The 26,309-nt window shown below is 68.3% G+C and carries 25 protein-coding genes and 1 tRNA gene; 8 read left to right on the top strand and 18 right to left on the bottom strand.

What is annotated here, in order from left to right; genetic code table 11:
* Positions 1 to 323: 323 nt before the first annotated feature.
* From OK17_RS18020 to OK17_RS17985, 8 genes are all read left to right on the top strand, one after another.
* On the top strand, positions 324 to 899 hold the full coding sequence (locus tag OK17_RS18020) for a recombinase family protein (protein WP_232716473.1): 576 nt from the start codon (positions 324 to 326) through the stop codon (positions 897 to 899).
* Positions 896 to 1,198 (top strand): hypothetical protein, encoded by a 303-nt coding sequence (locus OK17_RS18015; RefSeq protein ID WP_232716439.1) that lies wholly within the window; start codon positions 896 to 898, stop codon positions 1,196 to 1,198. The genes OK17_RS18020 and OK17_RS18015 overlap by 4 nt, the downstream gene beginning before the upstream one ends.
* A 23-nt stretch (positions 1,199 to 1,221) precedes the next feature.
* Positions 1,222 to 1,509 carry a cupin domain-containing protein gene (locus tag OK17_RS18010; protein ID WP_232716441.1) on the top strand — a complete coding sequence of 96 codons (288 nt, stop codon included), beginning with the start codon at positions 1,222 to 1,224 and terminating at the stop codon, positions 1,507 to 1,509.
* 82 nt (positions 1,510 to 1,591) lie between these two features.
* Positions 1,592 to 2,695, top strand: coding sequence for an ATP-binding protein (locus OK17_RS18005; protein WP_461418274.1), 1,104 nt, complete (start codon positions 1,592 to 1,594; stop codon positions 2,693 to 2,695).
* A 357-nt stretch (positions 2,696 to 3,052) separates the two neighbouring features.
* Positions 3,053 to 3,484: a chorismate mutase family protein gene (locus OK17_RS18000; RefSeq protein WP_461418273.1), complete on the top strand. Its 432-nt coding sequence runs from the start codon at positions 3,053 to 3,055 to the stop codon at positions 3,482 to 3,484.
* A gap of 1 nt (position 3,485) precedes the next feature.
* Positions 3,486 to 5,600 carry an aminodeoxychorismate synthase component I gene (gene pabB / locus OK17_RS17995; protein WP_461418272.1) on the top strand — a complete coding sequence of 705 codons (2,115 nt, stop codon included), beginning with the start codon at positions 3,486 to 3,488 and terminating at the stop codon, positions 5,598 to 5,600.
* A complete protein-coding gene (locus OK17_RS17990; RefSeq protein ID WP_461418271.1) occupies positions 5,597 to 6,478 on the top strand; it encodes a prephenate dehydrogenase dimerization domain-containing protein in 882 nt (293 codons plus the stop codon). The genes pabB and OK17_RS17990 overlap by 4 nt, the downstream gene beginning before the upstream one ends.
* Positions 6,475 to 7,422 (top strand): diiron oxygenase, encoded by a 948-nt coding sequence (locus OK17_RS17985; RefSeq protein ID WP_461418270.1) that lies wholly within the window; start codon positions 6,475 to 6,477, stop codon positions 7,420 to 7,422. Before OK17_RS17990 ends, OK17_RS17985 begins: the two co-directional genes overlap by 4 nt.
* Before the next feature lie 68 nt (positions 7,423 to 7,490).
* On the opposite strand, the gene OK17_RS17980 is transcribed toward OK17_RS17985, so the two are convergent.
* The 18 genes from OK17_RS17980 to OK17_RS17895 all read right to left on the bottom strand — a co-directional run bounded on the left by OK17_RS17980 (position 7,491) and on the right by OK17_RS17895 (position 26,154).
* A tRNA-Pro gene (locus OK17_RS17980) sits at positions 7,491 to 7,564 on the bottom strand.
* A 129-nt stretch (positions 7,565 to 7,693) separates the two neighbouring features.
* On the bottom strand, positions 7,694 to 7,960 hold the full coding sequence (locus tag OK17_RS17975; RefSeq protein WP_232716451.1) for a GlsB/YeaQ/YmgE family stress response membrane protein: 267 nt from the start codon (positions 7,958 to 7,960) through the stop codon (positions 7,694 to 7,696).
* A gap of 137 nt (positions 7,961 to 8,097) precedes the next feature.
* Entirely contained in the window at positions 8,098 to 9,537 is a 1,440-nt protein-coding gene (gene der / locus OK17_RS17970; protein ID WP_461418269.1) for a ribosome biogenesis GTPase Der, read from the bottom strand.
* Positions 9,534 to 10,229 (bottom strand): (d)CMP kinase, encoded by a 696-nt coding sequence (gene cmk / locus OK17_RS17965; protein WP_461418268.1) that lies wholly within the window; start codon positions 10,227 to 10,229, stop codon positions 9,534 to 9,536. Before cmk ends, der begins: the two co-directional genes overlap by 4 nt.
* On the bottom strand, positions 10,226 to 11,161 hold the full coding sequence (locus tag OK17_RS17960; RefSeq protein ID WP_232716453.1) for a pseudouridine synthase: 936 nt from the start codon (positions 11,159 to 11,161) through the stop codon (positions 10,226 to 10,228). The genes cmk and OK17_RS17960 overlap by 4 nt, the downstream gene beginning before the upstream one ends.
* Before the next feature lie 36 nt (positions 11,162 to 11,197).
* Positions 11,198 to 12,019: an SMC-Scp complex subunit ScpB gene (gene scpB, locus OK17_RS17955; protein WP_232716454.1), complete on the bottom strand. Its 822-nt coding sequence runs from the start codon at positions 12,017 to 12,019 to the stop codon at positions 11,198 to 11,200.
* Positions 12,016 to 12,978 carry a segregation and condensation protein A gene (locus OK17_RS17950; RefSeq protein ID WP_461418266.1) on the bottom strand — a complete coding sequence of 321 codons (963 nt, stop codon included), beginning with the start codon at positions 12,976 to 12,978 and terminating at the stop codon, positions 12,016 to 12,018. Before OK17_RS17950 ends, scpB begins: the two co-directional genes overlap by 4 nt.
* Positions 12,975 to 13,916 (bottom strand): ParA family protein, encoded by a 942-nt coding sequence (locus tag OK17_RS17945; RefSeq protein WP_232716456.1) that lies wholly within the window; start codon positions 13,914 to 13,916, stop codon positions 12,975 to 12,977. The genes OK17_RS17950 and OK17_RS17945 overlap by 4 nt, the downstream gene beginning before the upstream one ends.
* 168 nt (positions 13,917 to 14,084) lie before the next feature.
* Positions 14,085 to 15,002, bottom strand: a complete 918-nt coding sequence (xerD, locus tag OK17_RS17940; protein WP_232716457.1) for a site-specific tyrosine recombinase XerD — start codon at positions 15,000 to 15,002, stop codon at positions 14,085 to 14,087.
* 22 nt (positions 15,003 to 15,024) lie between these two features.
* Entirely contained in the window at positions 15,025 to 15,645 is a 621-nt protein-coding gene (locus OK17_RS17935; protein ID WP_232716458.1) for an NUDIX domain-containing protein, read from the bottom strand.
* A 5-nt stretch (positions 15,646 to 15,650) separates the two neighbouring features.
* Positions 15,651 to 17,435, bottom strand: a complete 1,785-nt coding sequence (locus tag OK17_RS17930; RefSeq protein WP_083876356.1) for a CTP synthase — start codon at positions 17,433 to 17,435, stop codon at positions 15,651 to 15,653.
* Positions 17,436 to 17,598: 163 nt separating this feature from the next.
* Positions 17,599 to 18,534, bottom strand: a complete 936-nt coding sequence (locus OK17_RS17925) for a copper transporter (RefSeq protein WP_232716460.1) — start codon at positions 18,532 to 18,534, stop codon at positions 17,599 to 17,601.
* Positions 18,535 to 18,537: 3 nt separating this feature from the next.
* Complete coding sequence (gene steA / locus OK17_RS17920) at positions 18,538 to 19,725, bottom strand: putative cytokinetic ring protein SteA (protein ID WP_461418263.1); 1,188 nt, start codon at positions 19,723 to 19,725, stop codon at positions 18,538 to 18,540.
* A gap of 101 nt (positions 19,726 to 19,826) precedes the next feature.
* Positions 19,827 to 21,581 (bottom strand): DNA repair protein RecN, encoded by a 1,755-nt coding sequence (gene recN / locus OK17_RS17915; RefSeq protein WP_461418262.1) that lies wholly within the window; start codon positions 21,579 to 21,581, stop codon positions 19,827 to 19,829.
* 2 nt (positions 21,582 to 21,583) lie between these two features.
* Positions 21,584 to 22,603 (bottom strand): NAD kinase, encoded by a 1,020-nt coding sequence (locus OK17_RS17910; RefSeq protein WP_232716464.1) that lies wholly within the window; start codon positions 22,601 to 22,603, stop codon positions 21,584 to 21,586.
* A gap of 83 nt (positions 22,604 to 22,686) precedes the next feature.
* Positions 22,687 to 23,547 (bottom strand): TlyA family RNA methyltransferase, encoded by an 861-nt coding sequence (locus OK17_RS17905; RefSeq protein WP_461418261.1) that lies wholly within the window; start codon positions 23,545 to 23,547, stop codon positions 22,687 to 22,689.
* A 25-nt stretch (positions 23,548 to 23,572) separates the two neighbouring features.
* A complete protein-coding gene (locus OK17_RS17900; RefSeq protein WP_461418260.1) occupies positions 23,573 to 23,905 on the bottom strand; it encodes a hypothetical protein in 333 nt (110 codons plus the stop codon).
* Positions 23,906 to 23,916: 11 nt separating this feature from the next.
* Complete coding sequence (locus tag OK17_RS17895; RefSeq protein WP_461418259.1) at positions 23,917 to 26,154, bottom strand: HAD-IIA family hydrolase; 2,238 nt, start codon at positions 26,152 to 26,154, stop codon at positions 23,917 to 23,919.
* Positions 26,155 to 26,309 lie beyond the last annotated feature (155 nt).

Below are 26,309 nucleotides of genomic sequence, written 5' to 3'. Positions count from 1 at the left end.
TCCCTGAGGTGTGAGGAGCGATAGCGACGAACCACGAAGGGCCTGGCGACATTCCGTCGCCAGGCCCTTCGTGCTGCGTTACCGGATGAGTTCGATCCGGTTGTGTTCTGTGTCGGCAACCGGGACAGAACGCAATCCGGCGCGCCGGAAGGTCTCGAAACTTATGAGACCCTGTTTTGAGACTTCAGATCTCGAAAGTCCGCTATATTCTGGAATTCCCGCAGAGTTCGTCTCGAATCTCGGGCGCGTCTCAGAATCTGTATCGATACTTTTGAGATAGAGTCCTCCTCGTGACGGACGAAGCGAGAGGTGGCGCACCGGGGATGTCCCTCGGATACGCGCGCGAGACCCCGGGAGCGCATGCTCTCGGACCACAGATCGATGCACTGACCGAGGCGGGGGTGGATCCGGGTCGGATCTACACCGATGCCGCCGACCGGACGCAGCCCGCGGACCGTCGGGCGGGGATGGTCGCCTTACTCGACTACGCGCGAGCCGGCGACACGACGGTGGTCGTGGGCATCGACCGACTGGGCCGTAACATCCGCGAGGTCATGGCCATCACACGGGAACTCGCGAAACGACGGATCGGTCTCCGTTCGTTGCGCGAGGGCATCGACACCGATGATCCGACCGGCGCGATGGTCGTCGGCGTGCTGGCGTCATTGGCCGAACTCGACGACCCCTCCCCCGCACTCAGCTCGGCGAGGCCACTGACCACGACCCACCGGCGATCGGCGTCGACGGTCGGCCGACCCCGCGTCCTCGACGACGAGCAGGTGCTCCGCGCCGAACAGATGCGCGCCGCAGGTGAATCCGTGCCGCGGATCGCCCAGGCGCTGGGGGTCAGCCGGGCAACGCTCTACCGCACCCTCGCCGAAAGGCGTACGGTCCGTTGACGAATCACGAGAACGATCTCCCCGACCTCGACATCGTCACCGAGTACGGCGTCGTCACCCGGCTACCCACCTCCTTCCCGATCTACGATGCCGACCTCGACGAGCACCTCGATCCCGACCTGTTCCAGAAGGGGTTCGAGGATGCGGAGGCCGCGTTGTGCGCGCTCCCGGCACCGTGGGCGCGTCAGCTCGCGTCGTCGACACTCGCCTGCCCGCCGGACCCGGACGACGAGGAGCCCAGCTACACCCGCGGTTACCGCGCTGCGCTGTACGGGCACCTGCGTCACGCCGGCAAGTGACCATCGACAACACGGAGGACGCCATGAGCACGGGTTCGCACGGCGAGGTGCAGCAGGACGACGGCCGGTTCCGGGTCACCCGGTGGACGATCGAGCCGGGTGGAGCCATTCCCATGCACCGGCATGAGCACGATTACGTCGTGGTGCCGCTGGTCGACGACACGATGTACGCCGTCGCACCGGACGGTTCGGAGATCGCCGCGGAACTCCGGATCGGCGAGAGCTACACCCGAAGCGCCGGTGTCGAACACCGCGTAGAGAACCGGGATTCGACGAACACCATCGTCTTCGTCGAGGTCGAACGGATCTGACCGCCGTCCGGACGTGAATCCGGCACACGTCGTGCGGCGCTTCGGGTCGATGCCGAGTCCGTCCACGCCGTATTCTTCAGGCGTGGTTCAGCTGACAGTGGGAAGTCATCGCGACGACGCGACGTCTGACGTCGTCCTCTCCGCGCACAAGTTCAACCGGCACACCTTCTGGTGCGGCCAGAGCGGTTCGGGGAAGACCTACGCGCTCGGGGTGGTGCTGGAGCAGTTGCTGCTGAACACGCGGCTGCCGCTGCTCATCCTGGACCCGAACGCCGACTTCACCCGGCTTCCGGAGACGCGGGACACCACCGACCCCGAGCTCGCCGCGGCCATCGCCGCATCCGACATCCAGGTGTTGCATTCGACCCGACGCGATCTCCCGCAGTTACGGGCGCGATTCACCGATCTGCCGCTGACCGCGAAGGCCGCCGTCCTGCAGTTGGATCCGATCGCCGACGCCGACGAGTACAACGTCCTGCTGCACGCCGACGCCACCCTCAGCGGAGGCGGCGCCGACGACATACCCGACCAGGACAGCTACATCTCGGCGCTACGCGCATCCGACGAGCCCGGTCACCAGCGACTGGCCAAGCGGATCGAGAATCTCCAGGTCCTCGACTGGGATCTGTGGGCCCGAGGCGAGGTCGCCGCCACCGACATCATCGACGACCGCCCCCAGGCCACTGTGCTCGATCTGGGCGGGTTCGCCCACCCGGCAGAACCCAAGGTCGCGGCGCTCTCCGTGCTCGAACACCTGTGGGCGCACCGCGAGGAGCGGCGGCCCGTCCTCATCGTGATCGACGAGGCCCACAACATCTGCCCACCCGTCGCCACCAGCGCGGTCGAGCAGGCCCTCATCGACCGCGTCGTGCAGATCGCGGCCGAGGGACGCAAGTTCGGACTCTGGCTCCTTCTGTCGACGCAACGCCCGACGAAGATCCACCCCAACGTGCTGTCCCAGTGCGACAACCTGTGCCTGATGCGGATGAACGCGCCGCGCGATCTGGCCGAACTCGCCGACACCTTCGGCTTCGTCGGCGAACACATGCTGGCCGAGTCGCCCGACTTCCGCCAGGGCGAGGCCCTCTTCGCGGGCGGGTTCATCGCCACACCCACCTTCACCCGAATGGGCGCGCGGATCACCGAGGAAGGCGGCGCCGACGTCGGGGTGCCGCTGCTCGCCTGAGCCGCCCCGGTATCGGCACCTCGGAGGGGATACGCGTTCGGAGCCGGATCCCGGGTTGTGGCACAGCCGTTGCCCCGGCCGCCGGGCAGACGGAAACGTGAAGCCACAAGTGCGAAAAACCGGACGCACGACCATCCGAACGGATGACGGTGACGGCGCGGTCGTTGGCGAATTGTGATCTCCCGGTGACGCTTACGCCCTCGTGGTGCGCATGGTCGGTGCGACCATGGACCGAGTCGGGGGTTGCGGTTCGCGAGCGCGGACCGGGCGCAGTGTCAGTTCGGGCCCGCGTCGCGTTTCCAGCGGTTCAAGTCGGCGGGCCGCACTTTCCTTCGGACAGTGCAAGGTGGTCGAGCGGTGAACGAATCGACGGGCAACAACGGTCAGATGATCACCGAGGGCAACCCCGGTGAGCGTGAACTCGCGACCCTCCGTGCGGAATTGGACAAAATCGACAATCGGTTGCTCGACGATGTCCGCGCCCGGATCGAGGTCTGCACCCGCATCGCGTATCTCAAAGAGCACCACGCCATTCCCGTGATGCAGCCGCGTCGCGTCGGAGCGGTGCACGATCGCGCCCACCGTTACGCCCTCGATCACGGACTCTCCCCACAGTTCCTGCACGATCTCTACGACCTGCTCATCTCGGAGACCTGCCGGGTGGAGGATCTCATCGTGGCGACCGACGAACTGCGGACGCACGGCGTTCCGGTCGACCACGCGGGCCGCGATCGCGTCCTCGTCCGGCCGACAGCCGCGGGCGGCACCACCGATACCAGCGTGGGCTGAGGTGGACGCGGTGCGCACACTGCTGATCGACAACTACGACTCGTTCACCTACAACCTCTTCGCCCTGTTGACGGAGGTCAACGGCCAGGAGCCGGTGGTCGTCGCCAACGATGCGCCGTGGTCGTCGGTGAACCTCAAGGCATTCGACAACGTGGTGGTCTCCCCCGGCCCGGGGCGCCCGGACTGCGCCCGCGACTTCGGGATCAGCGAACGGGCCCTGACCGACAGCCGACTTCGCGTACTCGGAGTGTGCCTGGGACACCAAGGCTTGTGTCACCTGTTCGGCAGTCCGGTGGTCTCGGCTCCGGAACCTCGGCACGGACGGATCAGCGAGGTGCACCACGACGGCCAAGGCCTGTTCGCGGGTCTGCCCTCCCCGTTCCGGGCGGTGCGATACCACTCGCTGGCGGTCCGTGAGGTCCCGGACGAGTTGGAGGCCCAGGCGTGGTCGGACGACGGCGTACTGATGGCGGTGCGCCACCGGGAACTCCCGTTGTGGGGGGTGCAGTTCCACCCGGAGTCGATCTGCACCGAGTACGGGCGCGAACTGCTGTCGAATTTCGCTGCGGCCACGCCGGAGCGGGCGCGGCGACCGCGACCTCTGACGTCGAGAACCACCTCCGTGGAGCAGCCGGCGCCGCTGCAGCCGACACACGACTTCCGGGTGCGCTCGGAGCGGGTGGACCGGGTCGTCGACCCGTCTGCGGTGTACGAGCGCCTGTTCGCCGACGGACCGAACAGCTTCTGGCTTGACGGGTCGGCGGCGACCGAAGCGGGGAGCCGGTTCTCGGTGATGGGTGACTGCTCGGGCCCGCGCGCCGAGTACGTGACCTACCGGGTCCCCGAAATGACTGTGCGCGTCGAGCATTCGAATGGCTCCGGGGAAGAGATCCGCAGCACCTTCTTCGACTATCTCGACGCCCGGTTGCGGGAGCGGTCGGTGGCACCCCGGCCGGATCTTCCGTTCGGGTTCTGCCTCGGCTACGTCGGCTACCTCGGCTACGAACTCAAGGCGGACACCGGCGGCCAGTTGGCGCACGCGTCGGAACAGGCCGATGCGGCACTGGTCTTCGCGGACCGGGCCGTCGTGATCGGTCACGAACGCGGGTCCGCCTATCTCCTCGCGCTCGAACCGGTCGACGGAGCGGGGCCCGGCACCGTGGACCCGGAGACGGCTCGGTGGTTGCGCGAGACGGCGTCGGCCATCCGGGAGCTGCGCGACCATGCCTCCGTACCGGTCGTGCCCGCTCCCCCGCTGGTCCAGGAGTCGCACGAGGCGCCGATCCTGTTCCGGCACGACCACCCGACCTACCTGAGGCTCGTCGAACAGTGCTTGGCGGAGATCCGGTCCGGGGAGTCGTACGAGGTGTGCCTGACCAATTCTGCGACCGTGCGCCGCAGCCTCGACCCGGTCTCCGGCTACTCCTGCCTCCGCGAGATCAGCCCGATGCCCTACAGCGCACTGCTCCAGTTCTCGGGGTTGTCGGTGCTCAGCGCGTCCCCCGAACGGTTCCTGAAGGTGGGTGCCGATCGCACGGTGGAGTCGAAGCCGATCAAGGGCACCCGGCCACGGTCGGCGGATCCCGTGCAGGACGAGGGGTTTCAGCACGACCTGCGACACAGCGAGAAGGACCGGTCGGAGAATTTGATGATCGTCGACCTCGTCCGCAACGACCTGTCGCGGGTCTGCGTACCCGGTTCCGTGCACGTGCCGTCGCTGTTCGACGTCGAAACCTATTCGCCGGTGCACCAATTGGTGTCGACGGTGCGCGGGACGTTGCGCGAAGGAGTGTCCGCGGTGGACTGTGTCCGGGCGGCGTTCCCGGGCGGGTCGATGACCGGGGCGCCGAAGATCCGCACTATGGAGATCATCGACAAACTCGAGGCCGGTCCGCGTGGGGTGTATTCGGGGGCGATCGGCTACTTCTCGCTGACCGGGACCGCCGACCTGTCGATCGTCATCCGCACCATGGTGGCCACCGAATCCGAGGTGACCTTCGGGGTCGGGGGTGCGATCGTCGCGCTGTCGGATCCGGAGGACGAGTTCGAGGAGACGATGGTGAAGGCGCTGTCGATGCGACGCTGCCTGTCCGTTGCCGACGAGAGCGAACCGTGACCTCATCATCTACACCCGGCGCTCGGTCGGTGGTCGTGGCCGGCGGAGCGGGGGCGGTCGGCACGATGCTCGCGGACCTGTGGCGAGGTGACGGGGACACCGTGCACGTGCTCGATGCCCGCTGTGGTGACGACATCCGATCGCCTGGGCCGGAGGCGTCGGCACTGTTGAGCGAGGCCGACGTGGTCGTCCTCGCGGTCCCGGAGGACGTGGCGTTGGCCGCCGTGAAGTCGGTGAGCATGCTGTTGCGGCCGACAGCGCTGCTGGTGGAAACGCTCTCGGTGAAGTCCCGGTTCTCCTCCGCCGTCGCCGAACTCGCCGGGGACGACGTCGACGGGAGGTGTCCGATCGTCGGGATCAACCCGATGTTCGCTCCGTCCCTCGGCCTTTCGGGCCGGACGGTTACAGTCGTCGTCCATCTGGACGGTCCTGGTGCGTATCGCCTTCGCGACGACCTCGCACGGTGGGGCGCACGGGTTGAGATGACGACCGCGGACCGGCACGACCACGTGTGTGCGGCGGTGCAGGCCCTCACCCACGCGACGATCCTGGCGTTCGGGTGCGCGCTCACCGACCTCGGGGTCGACGCCGACGAAACGGCCGCTCTGGCCACACCTCCCTTCGCGACGATGTCGGCACTGCTGGCACGGATCACCGGCGGCACACCCGAGGTGTATCGGGACGTACAGGCGTCGAACCCGTGTGCACCCGCCGCGCGAGAGGCGTTGGCGCGGGCGGTCTCCCGGGTGTCCGCTGCGTCCGCGGGCGACACCGAGGATTTCGCGGCATTGCTCACCGAGGCGGGTGGATCGTTGGGCGGTTACGCAGACGACTACGCGCGCCTGTGTGCGCAGATGTTCGAGGGGCTGTCACGATGACCGGCCACCTGCCCGAGCACGACGCGTCCGACCCGGCGGAGTCGGCGGTCATCGAGGGTCTGGTGCGGAGCTGGCCGCGGCGGGCCACGGTGCGGCGCACCGAACCCGAACTCGACGTCCCCACGATGGACGAACTCTACGACGACACCCGAGACGACTATCCCGAGGTCCTGCTCCCGTTCGCGGGGCATCCGACCTGGGAGCAGCTCGACGAGGACGTCCGGGCCCGGGTCCTGGCATGGGCGTGGATCGCATACAACAAAAACGTCGTCGACATCGAACAGGACGTCGTGACACCCGGATTCGGGCTGCTGTTCCGAGACGTGTTCGGCACCGGCTTCTCGGATGCGGACCGGGCAGCGGTGGTGCAGTCGATGGTCGACGAGGAGTACCACACGTTGATGCACCTGAATGCGTCTGCGCTGACCCGACGTCGTCGCGGCTGGGCGTTGCCGGACGTGACGTTGCCGGAGTCGTCGACGGTGCGGCGACATCGGGAGTCGCGCGCACGGGCAGAGTCCCCGCGAGCGGCCGCGCTCACGACCCTGGCGTTCGCGACGGTCGCGGAGACCTCGATCGCGGACTACCTGAGCCTGATCGCCGGGGACCGGACGATTCAGCCGGTACACCAGGCCACCATCGCGCTCCACCGCCGCGACGAGCGCGCACACGCCTCGGTGGCCATCGAGATGATCGCCTCGGTCCACGACAAACTCGATGCCGAAGACCGGAGCTTTCTGGCGCGAGCGCTGCGCGACGGCGTCGACGCGTTCACCGCCACCGACGGGGCTGTGTGGTCGGCAATCCTGGCCGCAGAGCAGGTCCCGGACGCAGACCAGATGCTGCGCGACGTGGCCGCGGACCCCGAGCGCCAGCGGTTCCTCCAGGACTGCAGCGCGATCAACCGGTTGCTCGCCCGGTTCGGTGAGCTGGAACATCGCTGACGGCTGGGAGTAGATACAACGCTGGGAGTAGATACAACAATGGCCAGCACATTGTGCTGGCCATTCTGTCGGGCTGACAGGATTTGAACCTGCGACCACTTGACCCCCAGTCAAGTGCGCTACCAAACTGCGCCACAGCCCGTTGTCTTTGGACCTCTCGGTCTTTCGACTGCCCACCGGAGTGGGCGGATTAAAGACTAGCCGACGAGTGCTGTCCTGTACCAATCGCCTGGTCAGAAGGGGTGTTCCCCGACTCGTCGGCTGTCGCCGATCAATTGGTCGTGGAACGCTTCTTGAACCAGATCCAGCCGCCGGTGACGATCAGCGCGCCGACGAGCGAACCGATGATGCCGCTGGGGTGGATCTCGATGCCGTGACCGGTGATCAGGCTGATCAGCAACCCGCCGATGAAGGAGCCGACGACGCCGGCGACGAGCGCCAGACCCCAGTCGATGCTCCACATGTTCTTGCCACCGATGATGAGCTGAGCGAGGGCACCGATGACCATTCCGAAGACGATGATTGCCAAGATGAGCACGAGAGGCAGTATCTCACAGCGCCTCCCACAACCGTCACAACCGCACCAGGAATGCACAAACCCACCCTTTTTCGGCAGATTCACCACCCGGCGAGGGGTGGGTTTGCCGAAAAGGGGTGGGTTTGTGCCGGCGGCGGTCAGCGCTTGCGGCGCTGCTCCCGCTTGTCGCGCACACGCACGTTGATGCGCACCGGCGAACCGTCGAAGTTGAACTCCTCGCGCAGACGACGCTCCAGGAAGCGGCGGTAGCCGGCTTCGAGGAAGCCCGTGGTGAACAGCACGAAGGTCGGCGGACGCACCGACGCCTGGGTCGCGAACATCACGCGCGGCTGACGACCACCACGCAGGGGCGGCGGGTTGGCCGCGATGACGTCCTTGAGCCAGCTGTTCAGCGGTCCGGTCGAGATCCGCTTGTCCCACGCCTCGAGCGCGCTCTCCATCGCGGGCACCAGCTTCTGCACCGAACGACCGGTCGACGCCGAGATGTTCACCCGACGCGCCCACGGCACGCGGGCGAGCTCACGGTCGATCTCCTTGTCGAGCTGGTAGCGACGATCCTCGTCGACCAGGTCCCACTTGTTGAAGGCGATGACCAGGGCGCGACCGCTCTCGATGATCAGCGAGAGCACCCGGAGGTCCTGCTCGGTGATCGGCTGCGAGGCATCGATCAGCAGGATCGCCACCTCGGCGGCGTCGAGGGCCGCCCGTGTGCGCAGCGACGCGTAGTACTCGTGACCGCTTGCGGTGCGCACCTTGCGGCGCAGACCGGCGGTGTCGACGAAGTTCCAGACCTTGCCGCCCAATTCGACGATCTCGTCGACGGGGTCGACGGTGGTCCCGGCGACGTTGTCCACCACCGAACGCTCGCTGCCCGCCAGCTTGTTCAGCAGCGAACTCTTGCCCACGTTCGGCTTGCCGACCAGCGCCACACGACGCGGGCCGCCCAGCACGGGCGCCTCACGCGGAGTCGCGGGCAGCTTCTCCAGGATGACGTCGAGCAGGTCACCGGCACCGCGGCCGTGCGCCGCCGACACCGGATGGGGCTCACCGAGTCCCAGCGACCACAGGGCGGCCGTGTCGGCCTCCATCCGCTCACTGTCGACCTTGTTCGCGCACAGGATCACCGGCGTCTTGGACCGGCGCAAAACACGCGCCACGGCCTCGTCGGTCGCGGTGGCACCGACCGTTGCGTCGACGACCACGACGATCGCATCAGCGGTCCGCATCGCGAGTTCGGCCTGCGCAGCGACGGCCTGCTGCAGGCCCTTCGCGTCGGGCTCCCAGCCGCCGGTGTCGACGACGGTGAAGCTGCGTCCGGACCAGCTCGCCGAGTAGGACACGCGGTCGCGCGTGACGCCCGGGATGTCCTCGACGACGGCCTCGCGCCGGCCGAGGATGCGGTTGACGAGGGTGGACTTGCCCACGTTGGGGCGTCCGACGATCGCCAGCACCGGCATGTGTTCGACCTCGGCGGCGCCGTCGGCGCCCTCGACATCGGCCAGCTGCCAGTCGGATTCGTCTGACCAGATGCCGTCGCCAGGCAACGCCGCCAGGTCGGTCTCGAAGTTGTCGCTCACCGTTCTGATACTCCGATCCGGGTCTCGACGAGGCTGCTCAGTTCGTCGAGCACCTCCATGAGGGTCTTGTCACTGGTGTCGACGACGACGGCGTCGTCGGCGGCACGCAGCGGCGACACCGCGCGCGTCGAATCCAGATGATCGCGACGGTTGACGCTGTCGAGGACCGCTGCGTAATCGCTGTCGCGTCCCGCGGACAGGTTCTGCTTGTGCCGCCGGTCGGCTCGGGCCTCCGGCGTCGCGGTCAGGAAGATCTTGACGTCGGCCGCGGGGAACACCACGGTCCCGATGTCGCGACCCTCGACCACCACGAAGCGTCCCTGAGCGTTCTGCCGTTGCAGCGCAACGAGTTTGGTGCGCACCTCGGGAACCGCGGACACCGCCGACACCGCACTGGTGACGTGGTCGGTCCGGATGGGGCCGGACACGTCGCGGCCGTCGAGCAGCACCGTCGACGACCCGTCGCCGTTGGGGATCAGCTCGATGTCGACCGCGTCGACGACCCGGGCGATACCGGCCGGATCGTCAAGGGCGACACCGGCGTCGAGAACCGCCAGGGTCACCGCGCGATACATCGCACCGGTGTCGAGGTAGCTGGCGCCGACCTTGTCGGCGAGCAACTTCGACACCGACGACTTGCCCGTACCGGCCGGCCCGTCGATCGCGACGACGCGCGTCGTGCCAGCGGTCACAGTCCGACCGCCTTGTACAGGCCGCCGACCTCGTCGTTGCCGAGGACACGCAGGCTGCCGGGCCGCTGCTCCCCCAGCGCGACCGTACCCACATGGGTGCGAACGAGTTTCGTGACCGGGAAGCCGACCTCGTCCATCATGCGGCGCACGATGCGGTTACGTCCCTCGTGCAGGGTGATCCGCACCAGCGACTGTCCCTCGTGGACCTCGATGACGGTGAACTTGTCGACCTTGACCGGGCCGTCCTCGAGCTCGATACCCTCGCGGAGGTGACGCGCGATGCCACGCGGCACCTCGCCCTTCAAGGTCGCGAGGTAGGTCTTGGGCACCTCGAACGACGGGTGCATCAGCCGGTGGGCCAGCTCGCCGTCGTTGGTCAGGAGCAGCAGGCCCTCGGTGTCGGCGTCGAGCCGGCCGACGTGGAACAGGCGCTGTCCGGCCATCACGCGTTCGGCGACCACGTCACCGACGCACGGGCGTCCCTGGTCATCGGCCATGGTCGACTGCCAGCCCTTGGGCTTGTTGAAGGCGAGGTACTGCTTGGTCTCGTCCATGATCACGCGCGCATCGTCGACGTGGATGATGGCGGTGTCGGGGTTGATGCGCAGACCCTGCTCGGTGACGACCTTGCCGTCGACCTTCACACGGCCGGCGGCGATCATCTCCTCGGCGCCGCGGCGCGAGGCCACACCGGCCTGGGCGAGGACCTTCTGGAGTCGGACACCGTCTGCGACGAATTCCGGCCCGTTGCCGCTCACCTGGTCCGGTGCCACCTGGTGGCGTGCGGGCCGGGCGTTGTTGAGCCGGATCTTCCCGACGTCGGCATTGGGTTTCGACGACCCCTTGCGGTGCGTCTTCTTCGTTCGCGGTTGCTGTGCGGGGGCGCCCTTACGGCGTTTTCCCGGTGAGCCATCTCGGCCAGCGGAAGCCATTGTTCTCAATCCTGTGTTCGTCAGATCCGTGCGGATCTAGTCATCATTCAGGTCACCGTCGGTGACCAGTACCTTCGAGTCTGACGCCTGAGGCGACAGTTTGGCGAATCGGGGATCCGACAGCAGCTCGTCGTCGAGGCTGTCGATGAGGTCGACGTCGGGTAGCAGAGGCGCCAGATCGGGCAGTTCCGACAGCGATGCGAGGCCGAGTCGTTCGAGGAACAGCTCGGTGGTCGCATAGGTCGTGGCGTTGGTCTGCGGGTCCTGGCCGACCTCGTTGATCAGGCCACGGGCGACCAGGGTCCGGATCACGCCGTCGACGTTCACCCCACGGATTGCGCTGACCCGCGCGCGGGTCACCGGCTGCCGGTAGGCGATCACCGCCAGGGTCTCCAGTGCCGCGCGCGTCAACTTCGACCGTGCCCCGTCGAGGAGCAATCGCTCGACGTACGGCGCGTAGTCCGCGCGGGTGTAGAACCGCCAGCCGTCGCCGGCGAACCGCAGGTCGATGCCACTGCGCGCCGCGGTGAGCTCGGACGACATCGCGTTGAGCATGTCGCGCACCCGGGACCGGTCCTGATCGACGGCGTTGGCCAGTTCCTCGGTGGTCACCGGGGTGTCGACGACGAGCAGCACGGCCTCCAGCGCCGCCCGCAGTGTCGCATCGTCGAGGACCTCGACCTCGTCCTCCCCCGTCAGCGCCGTCTGTTCGGGATCGGCCGGGCCGGGATCGCTCGAGGCATCTTCTGCCGGGACGGCCTCGGGTACCGCGCCCGACTCATAAGCGTCCACCTCGTCCGCGTCCGCTACCGCCTCGTCGTTCACGTCGTCGGCGTCGTCGATCGGTCCGTCGGTCATCCGTAATCCTCTGCCTTGTCGATGCGCAGGTCGTCGATCTGGCGTTCGCCGGTCCACATGACCGCGAGATCGCCGAGAGCCTCGGGTTGTTCGAAGGTGATGGCCGCCTCGCGGTAGAGCTCGAGCAACCCGAGGAAGCTGCCGACTATCTCGAGGCCGGTCTCACAGTCGGCGGTCAGCACGCGGAACGTGACCCATTCGCCGGTCGATGCGCTGAGCAGCGCGGCCATCCGACGCGCCTGGCCCGGCACGGACACCGACTGCACGTCGTGGAGATGGTCGAGTCCGACGGTCGGCACCGGCCGAGGGGTCAGCGCCGTCGCGGCGACCTGCACGAAACCGTCGGCATCGACGCCGAGTGTGACCTCCGGCAGCAGGTCCTCGAACCGCTGCTCCAGGGAGACCGCACGCGGATAGCGTTGCAGTGCAGCGGCTTCCAGCTCCCCGAACAGCTGCGCCACCTGCTTGTAGGCGCGGTACTGCAGCAATCGCGCGAACAGCAGGTCGCGGGCTTCGAGGAGTGCGAGGTCCTCGGGGTCGTCGACCTCGCCCGACGGCAGCAACCGTGCCGCCTTGAGGTCGAGCAGCGTGGCCGCCACGACGAGGAACTCGGTGGTCTGGTCGAGCCCCATTTCGGGACCCATTTCACGGGTATAGGCGATGAAGTCGTCGGTCACCTCGTGGAGCGCGACCTCGGTGACGTCGAGCCGATGCTGCGAGATCAGGTTCAGCAGCAGGTCGAACGGGCCCTCGAAGTTGCGGAGCTTGACGCGGAAACCGGATTCGGCGGCCTCGGCGTGCTCCCCTGGTGCATCACCGGCCGGCTCCGACACCTCGATCGGAGCGGCCGCCCCGGGCCCGTCCACCTCGGGTCCCTTCACTTCGGGTCCCTCCACTTCGGGCGCAGAAGGATCGGACACAGAAGGATCGGACACAGTCGGGTCGGTGTCGACGGTCATGCGCCCTTGAGGTTGCGCGCGATCACCTCACGCGCCAGCGCCCGATACGCCTTCGCGCCGGCCGATCGGGGCGCCCAGGACGTGATCGGCTCACCGGCGACGCTCGTCTCCGGGAAACGGACGGTACGGGAGATCACGGTGTCGTAGACGGCCTCGCCGAACACCTCGACGACACGTGCCATCACCTCGCGGGAGTGCAGCGTGCGGGCGTCGAACATGGTCACCAGGATGCCGCCGAGGTCCAGGCGCGGGTTGAGGCGGTCGCGCACCTTGTTGATCGTGTCGGTGAGCAGCGCCAGGCCGCGCAGCGAGAAGTATTCACACTCCATGGGGATCAGCACGGTGTCCGAGCAGGCGAGGGCGTTCACGGTGAGGAGGCCCAGCGACGGCTGGCAGTCGATGAGCACCACGTCGTAGCGGTCCAGGACGGGGTGCAGCGCACGGCCCAGGGACTGTTCGCGACCCACCTCGGTGACGAGCTGGATCTCCGCGGCCGAGAGGTCGATGTTGCTGGGCAGCAGGTCGAGTCCATCGACGCGCGTACGCATGAGCACGTCGTCGGTCGCCACCTGCGGCGGGACGAGGAGGTTGTAGACCGTCTGCTCGAGTTCGTGGTGGGGCACACCCAGACCCGCCGACAACGCACCCTGCGGGTCGAGGTCGACGAGCAGGACGCGACGGCCGTACTCGGCGAGCGCGGCGCCGAGGTTGATGGTCGAGGTGGTCTTGCCGACCCCGCCCTTCTGATTGCAGACCGCGATGACGGTCGCCGGACCGTGACGGTCGAGGGGTCGCGGTTCGGGAACCTCGCGATAGGGCCGTCCGGTGGGGCCGATCTCGTCGGCCGCGTGGTGGTCGACCTCGTCGGCGTCATGACCCGGTGAGACCTGGATGCTGTACTGGTCCCCCGCGGAGGTCACGACCACGTCCCCGAACACTCGAGGCGGGTGCCAGACCGCGGTGCGCTCGGAGTGGTCACGTGCCCGCCGCTCCCTTCACTCTTCGGTGTCCGATGCGTGTCGGCCCGGGCGGCGGATGCCGGTCCCTGGTCGACGACTCGTATCAGCCTAGGACATGGCGGACGTTCTCCCGCGGTCGGCGCGCGGTCAGCGGGCACGCGGATGTGCGACGGCATAGACCTCACGCATCGTGTTCACCGTCACGAGTGTGTAGACCTGCGTGGTGGTCACCGACGCATGTCCGAGGAGTTCCTGGACGACGCGGACGTCGGCTCCGCCGTCGAGCAGGTGCGTCGCGAAGCTGTGCCGCAGGGTGTGCGGGGAAACGGCCTTGTCCAGCCCAGCCCGTTCGGCGGCGGTGACCAGCACCTGCCACGCCGACTGCCGCGAGAGTCGCCCGCCCCGGGCGTTGAGGAACAGTGCCGGGGTCGCCTTCGACACCAGCGCAGGACGACCGCGGACCAGGTAGGCGTCGATGGCGTCGATCGCCGGCCCGCCGAGCGGGACGAGACGTTCCTTTCCGCCCTTGCCCCGCAGACGCACGGCCCGGGTGTCGAGGTCGAGGTCGTCGATGTCGAGTGAGGTCGCCTCGGAGATGCGGGCCCCGCAGCTGTAGAGGAATTCCAGCAGGGCACGGTCGCGCAGAGCGCGGGGATGGTCTTCGGCGCCGGCGGCCTCGAGGATCGCCAGCACCTCCTCCACCGGCAGCGACTTGGGCAGGCGCCGCGCCGGACGAGGCGGGCGGACCGCATGCGCGACATCGGTCGCGACGATCCCCTCCTCCACCGCGAACTTGTGGAAACGCCGGGTGGCGACCAGGGTTCGGGCGATCGAGCTGTCGGCGAGCGGCGTGTACCCGGCGTCCGGATCACCACGTCGCAGGTCGACGAGGAACTCCCGGACGTCCTCCTCGGTGACGGCGTCGGTCGACTCGATGTCGCGCGACTCGAGGTACCGCCGGTACCGCTCGAGGTCCCGGCGGTACGACGAGACGGTGTTGGCCGCCGCACCCCGCTCGACGGTGAGATGGTCGAGGAAGCGCGAGATGTCGGCGGCGATCGTCACAGGCGACCCACGACTGACGAGCTCACGAGCGCCGGCGATCGCGCAGCGCAGTCGGTTCGTCGGTCCATGGCGCGTCGACGTCCCGCAGCGCGATTCCCGTCCGGTCCGCCGCCGAGGCGGCCAGGATGCCCGCGACGCTCGTGGCGTTCACGATCTCCCCGGACAGCACCATCGCGACCGCGTCGTCGAGGGACACCCACTCCACCGTCATGTCGGCTTCCTCGTCGACGCGCTCCGCCTCGTCGAGGTGATGGAGGCCCTCGGCGAGGTAGAGCCGGAGCGCTTCGTCGGAGAATCCCGGGGACGACGCCAGGTCGACCAGGACGTGCCAGGTGTCGGCGGCCAGGTCGGCCTCCTCGGCCAGTTCGCGCTGCGCCGCCGTCAGTGGCGCCTCACCGTCCTGGTCGAGCAGACCGGCGGGCAGCTCCAGAAGGCGCCGGCCGATCGGGTGGCGGTACTGCCGCACCATGGCGACGCGGCCGTTCTCGTCGCGGGCGAGGATCGCCACCGCACCGAAATGCTCGACGACCTCCCGCTCCGCGACGCGACCGCCGGGCATGGCCACCTCGTCGACGCGCAGCGTGATGATCGCCCCGTCGTAGACGGTGCGGGTGCTCTTGACGTCGAACTCGTGGCCGCCCAACCCGGTCAGCCCTCGGCGCCGGTCTGGTCGATCCCGGCGACCGGTTCGACGGTGACGTCGTTGACCGCCGCGACGGTGTCGGCCGGCGCGTCGTTCGACTCGTAATCGTCACCGAGATCCACCGGAAGCCGTTCGGCCGCCTTGTATTTCAGTGCGGCCTCGATGAACGAGCGGAACAGCGGATGCGGGCGCGTCGGCCGGCTCTTGAGCTCCGGGTGCGCCTGGGTGGCGACGAAGAACGGATGCACCGACTTCGGGTACTCGACGAATTCGACGAGGTGCCCGTCGGGCGAGGTGCCCGAGAACACCAGACCCGAATCGGCGATCTTGTCGCGGTAGGCGTTGTTCACCTCGAAGCGGTGACGGTGACGCTCGGACACCTCACGGGAGCCGTACGACTCGGCCACGACCGAACCCGCCTTCAGGACGGCGTCGTAGGCGCCGAGGCGCATCGTGCCGCCCAGGTCCGCCTCGCCGGCGACCGCGTCGGCCTGGTCGGCCATGGTCGAGATGACCGGATGCGGGGTGTCGGGATCGAATTCCGTCGAGCTGGCCTCGTCGAGACCGACCGAGCGGGCGGCCTCGATGACGACGCACTGCAGGCCCAGGCACAGACCGAGCAGCGGGATGCCGCGGCGCCGGGCGTACGAGATCGCGCCGACCTTGCCCTCGATGCCGCGGATGCCGAAGCCGCCGGGGATCAGGATCGCGTCGACGTCGCCGAGGGCGGCCTGCGCACCCGCCGGGGTGTCGCAGTCATCCGACGGCACCCACTTGATCTCGGTGCGCGCCTTCCAGGCGAAACCGCCGGCACGGATGGCCTCGGTGACCGACAGGTAGGCGTCGGGCAGGTCGACGTACTTGCCGACCAACGCGACCCGCACCGTCTCGCGCGGCTCGTGGACGCGATGGAGCAGCTCGCCCCAGACCGTCCAGTCGACATCGCGGAACGGCAGCCCGAGCTTGCGGACGACGTAGGCGTCGAGGTGCTCGTTGTGGAGCACCTTGGGGATGTCGTAGATCGACGGTGCGTCGGGGGTGGAGATCACGCCGTCGAGCTCGACGTCGCACATCAGCGCGATCTTCTTCTTGAGTCCCTCGGGCACGTCGCGGTCGCAGCGCAGGATCAGCGCGTCGGGCTGGATACCGACGTTGCGCAGCGCGGCGACCGAGTGCTGGGTCGGCTTGGTCTTCAGCTCACCCGACGGCGCGAGGTACGGCACCAGCGAGACGTGCAGGAAGAAGACGTTGTCGCGGCCCACCTCGTGGCGCACCTGGCGTGCGGCCTCGATGAAGGGCAGCGACTCGATGTCGCCGACCGTGCCACCGATCTCGGTGATGACGACGTCCGGGACCTCGCCGTCGGCGTCGGGCTCGCCCATGGCCAGCACGCGGGCCTTGAGTTCGTCGGTGATGTGCGGGATGACCTGCACCGTCTCACCGAGGTACTCGCCGCGTCGCTCCTTGGCGATGACCGTCGAATACACCTGTCCCGTGGTCACATTCGCCGACTGCGAGAGGTTGCGGTCCAGGAAGCGCTCGTAATGCCCGACGTCGAGGTCGGTCTCGGCGCCGTCCTCGGTCACGAAGACTTCTCCGTGCTGGAACGGATTCATCGTGCCGGGATCGACATTCAGATAGGGATCGAGCTTCTGCATCGTGACCCGCAGGCCTCGAGAGGTGAGAAGTTGACCCAGGCTCGAGGCCGTGAGGCCCTTACCCAGTGAAGAAGCGACGCCACCAGTGACGAATATGTGCTTGGTGTCGTGAACGTGTCGCAAAGGTCGCAAAAGCGTGTCTCCCGTCGGCCGAATCGGAGCGGATGCCCTGATTACCTACGGGACTCCAGGGTAACACCACTGTGCCGCCACGCCGTACCGCCACACCCGGGCGCGGCGTGGCGGTACTCACTCCGATGGCGGAGTCGGCTGGATTGTGGCGGTTCCGACGCGGTCAGGCAGCCGGCTTGCCGTCGGCCCCGACGGTGACCGCGGTGGCCCCGGCGCCGGTTCCGTACGACCCGGTCGCACCCTTGCCCTCGGCGGCGAGCGCCAGGACGGTGGTGATCAGGCCGGTCGGCTGGTCGACGTTGTCGACGGTGGACACGGCGTTGGCCAGCGACGGATCGGCCCGGACCACGGCGATCGGCGAGCCGCCGTTCGCCGATCCGGTACGACCGACGAGAACCCCTCCGACACCACGCACGGATGCCGCGGCGGCCAGGCGTGCCACGAGCGCGCCCTGGGCGCCCGATTCGGGTCCGAACTCGTCGCCGGTCACCACGACCATCAGATCGGCGGGCGTGACGGCGTTGTTGGCGTAGTCGATGAATCCGCCGTCGCGCAGCGCGGCAAGCCCGGTCCGACGGTCCGTGGACGACGCGGGGCGGGTCGATTTCCCGGACAGCACCAGCGTTCCGAGCAGATCACCGGCCCGGCTGCCCGAATCGGTCAGCTCGGCTCGCAGGATCGCTCCCGGCGGGATCGTCTGGTCGACGATGGTGCGCAGCTGCTCGGCGTTCTGGTCGCTGAGAAGAGACTCCGACAGCGCGATCTGACCGGCGAACCGCGCGCCGGCGCCCGAGATGTTCTCCTTCACGGCGTCGACGTCGGCCTCGGCCGCATTCGGCGCGGTCACCACCAGAACCGACTGTCCGCGCAGGGTGTTGGCGATGAGCCGCGGCCCGATCGCGAGGTCGAAGCTGTTGGCCGCATTCAGTTTCGCGTTGAGGTCGTCGCGCTGCTCCTCGAGATCACCGATGCGGTCCCGGCTGGTGCCGGTCATCGAGTTCACGCGATCGCCGACGAACCCCGAGCCGAGGAACAGTCCGAGCGCCAATGCCAGGAATACTGCGACCAATGAGATCGCATGTTGTCGTAGCGAAATCATCGCCTATCGGTTCCAGACCTCTCGTGCCCAGTCGAGCAATGCATTCCACTGCGTGACGATCCAATCGGTGATGTCGGTGCCGGTGTTCGACAGCAGCAGCGCCGCGATCACCGCGACGAGTGCAGCCAGGACGACACAGGCGATGGCAGCACCGGAGACGCGGCTGCGGTACAGCGTCGCAACGGCTTTCGCATCGACGAGTTTCTGGCCGACCTTGAGTCGGGTCAGGAACATCGACGGGTTGCTCTCCCGGCGCGAACGGTCGAAGAAGTCGTCGAGCGTGCCGGGGTAGCCGACGGTGACGATCAGGTCGGCACCGTGGTAGTCGGTCAGCAGCAGAGCGAGGTCTTCCGCGGAACCGGCTGCGGGGAAGGTGGTCGCACCGATGCCGAGGTCCTGGATGCGCTCGAGTCCCGCGGCGTGACCGTCGGTGTCGGCCGGAAGGACCAGCTGCGCACCGGATTTCAGTGTCGGGGTCTTGATGTTCTCCGGATCGCCGACGATGATCGCGGGCTTGTAGCCGGCCTTCGTCAGGGTGTCCGCGCCGGTACCGACGCCGACCATCACCGGCTGGTACTCCTTGATGAACGGCTTGAGCGCGCGCAGATCTGCGGCACGGTCGGCGCCTTCGCCAACGATGATGACGTGCCGGCCGGCGAGGTCGACGTCGATGTCCGGCACCCCGACACCGTCGATCAACAGCGGGGACTCGCTGCGGATGAACTCGATCGTGTTGCCCGAGAAGGCTTCCAGGTGATCGACGAGGCCTGCCTTGGCACCGATCATGATGTCGGCGATGTCGCGCTCGTCGAGCTCGGTGCCCAGAGCCAGACGACGCTCGCCGACGAACAGACGGTCGTCGTGGACGCGCACCTTGGCGCCGTCCTTGACGCGCTTGAAGATCTCCGGGCCCACATCGTCGAGCAGCATGATGCCCGAGGCGACGAGCACCTCCGGACCGAGGTTCGGGTAGCGGCCGGTGATCGAGCGGGAGGCGTTGACCACCGCGACGACGTTGGCCTCGACGAGGGCGTCGGCGGTGACGCGGTCGAGGTCGACCTCGTCGAGGATGGCGATGTCACCCGGGCCGACCCGACTGAGCAGCCGCTTGGTGTTCTTGTCGATCCTGGCGATACCGGTCACGCCAGGCAGTTCTTCGGTGTTACGCGCGAGCAGTGCAGGCATCTTCATGCCCGCAATGATTGACCGAACACACGACGGAGCCCGGGAGGCGCGCCGTAACACGAGAAACTTTTGTCACACAAGTAACACGGGCACCAGCCCGTCCGAGGTCAGTGCGCGGCCCGTTCCGCCTCCGCGGTGGCAAGCAGTTCCTCGGCGTGGGCGCGTCCGGTGTCGGACTCCCCCAGGCCGGCGAGCATGCGTGCGAGCTCGGCGACACGCTCGTCGCGGTCGAGGGTCCGCACGCTGCTGGTGACCAGCGCGCCCTTCTTGGACTTGCCGATCACGAGGTGGTTGTCGGCGAACGCCGCGACCTGCGGCAGGTGCGTGACGACGATGACCTGATGGGCTCGGGCCAGCCTCGACAGCCGCTTGCCGATCTCCACTGCCGCACGACCGCCGACACCGGCGTCGACCTCGTCGAACACCATGACCGATCCGGAGGTCGGAGCGGCGAGGACGACCTCCAGTGCGAGCATCACGCGCGACAGCTCGCCGCCCGACGCCGACTTCGCGATGGGGAGCGGCGTGGCCCCGGGGTGCGCGACGAGCGCGAACTCCACCTTGTCGGCGCCGTCGGCCCCGGCGTGGGCGCGGGTCCCGTCGACCGTGATCGCGAGCCGGTCCTCGGGCGAGGCGGGTTCGGGGCTGACGGAGACCGCCAGGGCCGAGTCGCCCATGGCGAGGCCCTTCAGCTCCTTGGACACCTTGTCCGCCATCGACGACGCCGCCTTGACGCGCAGCGTGTGCAGTTTGGCCGCAGCGGCCTCGACCTTCTCCAGCGCCGTTGCGGCCGCGGACTCGAGTTCCTCGATCGACGCCCGCGGGTCCTCGATCTCGGCGAGCCGGGCCTGTGCCTTGTGCCGCCAGTCGATGACGCCGTCGACGTCGGGTGCGTACTTGCGCACCAGGGACTTCAGTTCGGCCTGGCGTGCCAGCAGTTTGTCGAGTTCGTCGGCATCCGCCGGGAGGCTCGAGGTGAACGCGGTCAGTTCGGCACCGACGTCGGTGATGACGGTGAGCGCCTCGGAGACGCGTGGCACCAGTCCTCGCAGGGTGTCGTCGGCGGCGCCCTCGAGGAGCGTGCGCACCGAGCCCAGTCCCTCGATGACCGACGATCCCGAGTCGCCGGCGACGATGTGGTGGGCCTGATCGGCGGCCCCGCGGATCGACTCGAGGTCGGACAGGCGCCGGATCGTGGCGGTGAGTTCCTCGTCCTCGCCCGGGAGCGGGTCGACCGCGGTGATCTCGTCGATGCCGAAGCGGAGCCGGTCGGCTTCCTGGGCGAGCTCGCGGTAGTTGGCACGACGGGCATCGAGTTCGTCGAGGATGTCGACCCACGCTGTTCGTGCCTTGCGGTAGACCTCGAGCGCGGACGCGGCCTTCGATCCGCCGAACGTGTCGAGCGCGGCACGCTGATGCTCCGGACGCAGCAGGCGCAACTGATCGTTCTGGCCGTGGATGGCCAGGACCGCGGTGGTGAGTTGACCCATCACCCCCACGGGCACCGAGCGGCCACCCAGGTGAGCACGGGAGCGTCCGTCGGCGCTGACCGAGCGCACCGCGATCACGGTGTCGTCGTCGTCGAGTTCGGCTCCGGTGGAGTCGAGGATGTCGGCGACCACCGGATCCTTCTGCACGCCCTCGGCGTTCGCCAGCCGGAAGCGGCCTTCGACGGTCGCCTTGGCACTACCCGTTCGGACGCGGGTCGCGTCGGCACGCGCACCCGACAACAGGTGCAGGCTGGTGACGATCATCGTCTTGCCCGCGCCGGTCTCGCCGGTCAGCACCGTGAAGCCCGGATGGAAACGCGCCTGCGCCTCCTCGATGACACCGAGTCCGGTGATCGACAGTTCTTCGAGCACCCCTATGCCTGCCTCCCTCGCCATCCCGTGACCGGGAGGGCGAACTTGGTGACGAGCCGGTCGGCGAAGGGATCGGAGTCGATCCGGATCCAGTTCACCGAACGATCGCTGCGTACGACCTCGACGCGGGCGCCGGCCGGCACGTCGAGTGCTCGACGGCCGTCGCACAGCGCCACCGCCGAGCGTCCGTTCTTGTCCACTTCCACCGCGATCCGCGACCGCGGGCTCGTCACCATGGGCCGCGCGAACAGCGCGTGTGCGTTGTTGGGCACCACGAGAATCGCCTCGAGGTCGGGCCACATCACCGGGCCGCCCGCGGAGAATGCATAGGCCGTCGACCCGGTCGGGGTCGCGACCAGCACGCCGTCGGCGCCGAATGCCGACACCGGTCGGCCGTCGACCTCGGTGACGAGTTCGAGCACGCCGTTCTTGCTGGTGTTGAGGATCGCGACCTCGTTGAGCGCCCAACTGCTCGCGGTCGGCGGATCGGGGTCGGCCGGGTCGACGATGTCGATCTCGAGAGTCATCCGCGGTTCGATGCGGTAGTCGCGGGCGATGAGCTGAGCCATCACCTCGTCTACCTTGTGCGCCTCCGACTCCGCCAGGAAACCGATGTGCCCGAGGTTGATGCCGAGGACGGGCACCCCCGCCGGACATGCCAGCTCGGCGGCACGGAGGAAGGTGCCGTCACCACCGAGGACGATGACGAGCTCACATCCCTCGGCCGACGCGGACTCGGCGGTGGTCACCTCGACGACAGCGCCCAGGGACCGGAGGTACTCGGGATCGACGGGCACGTTCCCGGGCCGCGACTGTTTGTCGTCGCGGTTGCGGTAGATCACGTCGTGATCGGGGGCGTCACGGTCGAGGGTGTCGTGGTCGACGACGCGCAGCGCGACACCGGCGGCACCGCAGTGGCGGGCGATGGCCTCGATCGTCTCGAGGACGTTCTCGCGTCCGGTGTGGGCGACCACCAAGAACTCGCGGGCACCGGCGGACTCGGCTACCGAATCGTCGGTCACTGGTGGTTCCCTCCCAGAGAAGTGTGGTCGGACGTGTGTGGTCGAGCAGGAACGAGATGAGCGGGCGCCGGCGGATCCACCGATCAGCTCGGCCCCTCCGCGACCGCACGCTCGATCATGGAGCGGAGTTCGTCGGTCGAGGCCGACGGGTCGACCCTATCGCTCTCCCCCGACTCCTCGCCCGCCCGGCCACCGTGCTCCTTGCGCAGCCAGAGGAAGAACTCGACGTTTCCCGACGGGCCCGGCAGCGGACTGGCCACCACACCACGGGTCTCGAGCCCGAGCGCGGCCGCCTCTGTCGCCACACCCAACACGGCCTCGGCACGCAGAGCGGGATCACGCACGACGCCACCCGAACCGACGCGGTCCTTCCCCACCTCGAACTGCGGCTTGACCATGGGCAGCAGATCGGCACCCGGCACCGCGCACCGAGCGAAAGCCGGCAGGACGAGTCCCAACGAGATGAAGGACAGGTCGGCGACCACGACGTCGACCTGTCCGCCGATCGTCTCCGGTTCGAGGTGCCGGACGTTGGTGCGGTCGTGCACGTGTACGCGATCGTCGTTCTGCAGACGCCAGATGAGTTGTCCGTAACCGACATCCACGGCGACGACCTCCCGGACGTCGCGACGCAGCAGGACGTCGGTGAAGCCTCCGGTCGAAGCACCGGCGTCGAGGCACCGGCGACCTGCCAGGGTCAGCCCCTGTGGCTCGAACGCCTCGAGAGCACCGAGCAGTTTGTGGGCGCCGCGCGACGCCCAGTCGTCCTTCGGTGTCTCCACCACGACGATCGGGGTGTCCCGGGTGACGCCGGTCGCGGCCTTGGCCGCCACCGTTCCGTTGACCTTCACGACGCCGGCATCGACGAGTTCGCGTGCCTGCTCCCGGGATCGGGCCAGGCCGCGCCGGACGAGTTCCGCGTCGAGTCGTGCTCTGGTCGCCATCGTCAGCGCCGCGTCCGGAGCCGGATCATCGACGGTCCACCGCGTCGAGCGCCGCGGTGAGCGCGTCGTGGGCCTGCTCGAGGAGATTCGCCTGGCGCTCGAGCGCAGCGAGCGAGAAGGTGTCCCCGACGGACTCCCGGAGCTCGTCGACCTGAGCGAGAAGCTCCGAGACCGTGGCCTCGACGTCGGGCAGATCGATGTCGGTGTCGGCGCCCGACGACGGGGCGTCGTGCAGCGCCGCGATCGGGTCGTACTGGCGACGCGGCATGGCGCCCGGACCGGGTCGGGGCGCCATGCTGGTCGGTGTCGGACCGCTGCTCAGGTCCGAACGACTGCTCTCGTCACTCGCATAAGTCATCGTGAACCACGCTAGCCGACGAGGGTGACACCCAGCGACGCCAGCTTGTCCCGCGCCGTGCCCTCGGCACGGATCCGCAGTTCCTCCGGATCGGCGGTACCCGTGTCGACCGCGGCCCAGGTGGCAGCTGCCAGGGCAGGGACGAGACCGAGCTCGTCCCCCGAGCCGGAGACCGTCACAGTGGATCCGTCCACGGTCACGGTCCACCCGGGCTGGTCGGCCACGCGAACCGCGCCGATGTCGTCGAACACACCGGCCAGATCGTCGATGACGTAGGTGGGCCGCTGTTCCGGCGGTGCGGCCAGCAGGTCGGTGACGGTGCTGACGCCCGTCAGGACGAGTGCGCTCTCGATGCCCACGGCGTGTGCGCCCTCGATGTCGGTGTCGAGCCGGTCTCCGACGACGAGTGGCGAAGTCGCCGCCGCACGGGCGATGGCGTCTGCCATCAGCGGGGCAGCGGGCTTGCCCGCGACGAGCGGCTCCTTACCGGTGGCGTTGCGCAACGCCGCGACCATCGAGCCGTTGCCGACCAGCAGACCGCGCTCGGACGGAAGGGTGGCGTCGACATTGGTCGCCACCCAGAGGGCACCGGCACGTATCGCCAACGCAGCCTCGGACAGCTGCGCCCAGCCGGTCTCGGTCGAGTGGCCCTGGATGACGGCTGCGGGACGGTCGTCAGCGCTTCGCGTGACACCGATGCCGACCTCGCGGACCTCCTGCGCCAGACCGTCGGTGCCGATGACCAGCGCCCGCGATCCCGGCGGGAGATGCTCGGACAGCAACCGCGCTCCCGACTGCGCACTGGTGACGACGAGGTCGTCGGTGGCGTCGAAGCCGAGACCACGGAGGTGTGCCGCGACCTCGGCGGGCCTACGGCTCGCGTTGTTGGTCACGAAGAAGCGCGGGATGTCGAGCCGGTCGAGGGTGTCGACGGCGTTCGGCAGCGCTTGATGGCCCGCGAAGACGGTCCCGTCGAGATCCAGCAGCAGCGCGTCGTACTTATCGACGAGTGCCTGCGACCCGGTACTGCCCTCGTCGACGTAGCTCGACGTCGCCGACAGATCGGCGGTCCCTTCCAGACTGGCGATCGTGTCGGCGGGCTCCGGTGAAGCAACCGGCTCAGGCGTCACCGGCTCAGGTGCCGCAACCGGCTCGGAAGTGACCGGTTCAGGTGCAGCTACTGGTTCGGGTTCAGCAACCGGCTCGGGTGCAGCAACCGGCTCCGGAGTCGCGATCGACTCTGCCGGCGCGGGCTCGGCAGAGGCAGACCCTGCGGTGACGGGCTCCGACGGTGCCGGCTCGGCTGCCGACGGAGCCTCGGACACCGCGCTGTCGGACAGAACGTCCACACCGTCGACGGCGGGCTCGTCGTTTCCGACGGGGGCGTCGTCGTTCGCGAGCTCGGTCAGGCGGAACTCGGCGTCGGTCACATCGTCGATGTCGGCGGCTGCCGCGTTCATGAACCAGGTGATGGCCTCATCCCGACGACCGGACGCGTACAGCGCCGACGCGTAGGCGTAGTAGAGGCGTGCGGGCCCGGTTCCCACCTGGCCCGGCTTGAGGTTCTCGGCCTGCAGGGTGACGACCGCCTTCTCCGGCTCACCGAGGTCGATCCGTGCGCCGGCTTCGACGATCCGCATCTCGGTGGCGTCCTCACCGGTCAGTGATCGACCTTCGTCGCCACGGGCGATCTCGACGGCGCGTTCTGGACGTCCGAGCCCGCGCTCACAGTCGGCGATGAGGGGCAGCAGAGCATTGTTACCGGTGATACGACGGGCAGCACGCAGCTCGGTGGCGGACTCCTGCCACTCACCGGCGTTGTAGGCGGCGATACCGGTGGTCTCCCGGACCACGCCCACACGAGACGCACGGCCCCGTGCGGCGCGAGCATGTTCGAGGGCGAGGGCCGGCTCTTCGAGCAGCAGCCGCGAAACCATCACCAGGTGTTTGGCGACGATCTCGGCATTCGCCTTGTCGAGGGTCAGGAGGTCGCGACGGACTTCGGGATCCAGGTCCGAGGCGTTGACGTCATCGGGCAGCGGCGGCCCCTGCTGCCGGCGACCACCGTCGCCGCGCTCGCGCCCCGGACGGTCCGGGCGACGGCCCCGACTCGAATCACCACGGTTGGAGTCGCCCTGGCCGCGGGATCCCCGCTGACCTCGGGGGCCACCCTGGCCCCGCGACTCCCGCTGATCTCGCGTATCACGTTCACCACGTCCGTCACGACGCGGACGATCACGATCACTCATAGCTGCCAATCTATGCCCTTGAACCTTGATGGGAAGCATCGCCGGCCACGTCGATACGACGTGCGCGAACGAGAAAAGCCCCGTATTCGACGAAAGAAATCATCGAATACGGGGCCCTTCTGAAATTGTGTTCGGCGGTGTCCTACTCTCCCACA

The sequence above is a fragment of the Gordonia sp. GN26 genome (assembly GCF_054823965.1).
This window is presented reverse-complemented; position numbering and strand designations above follow the sequence as displayed.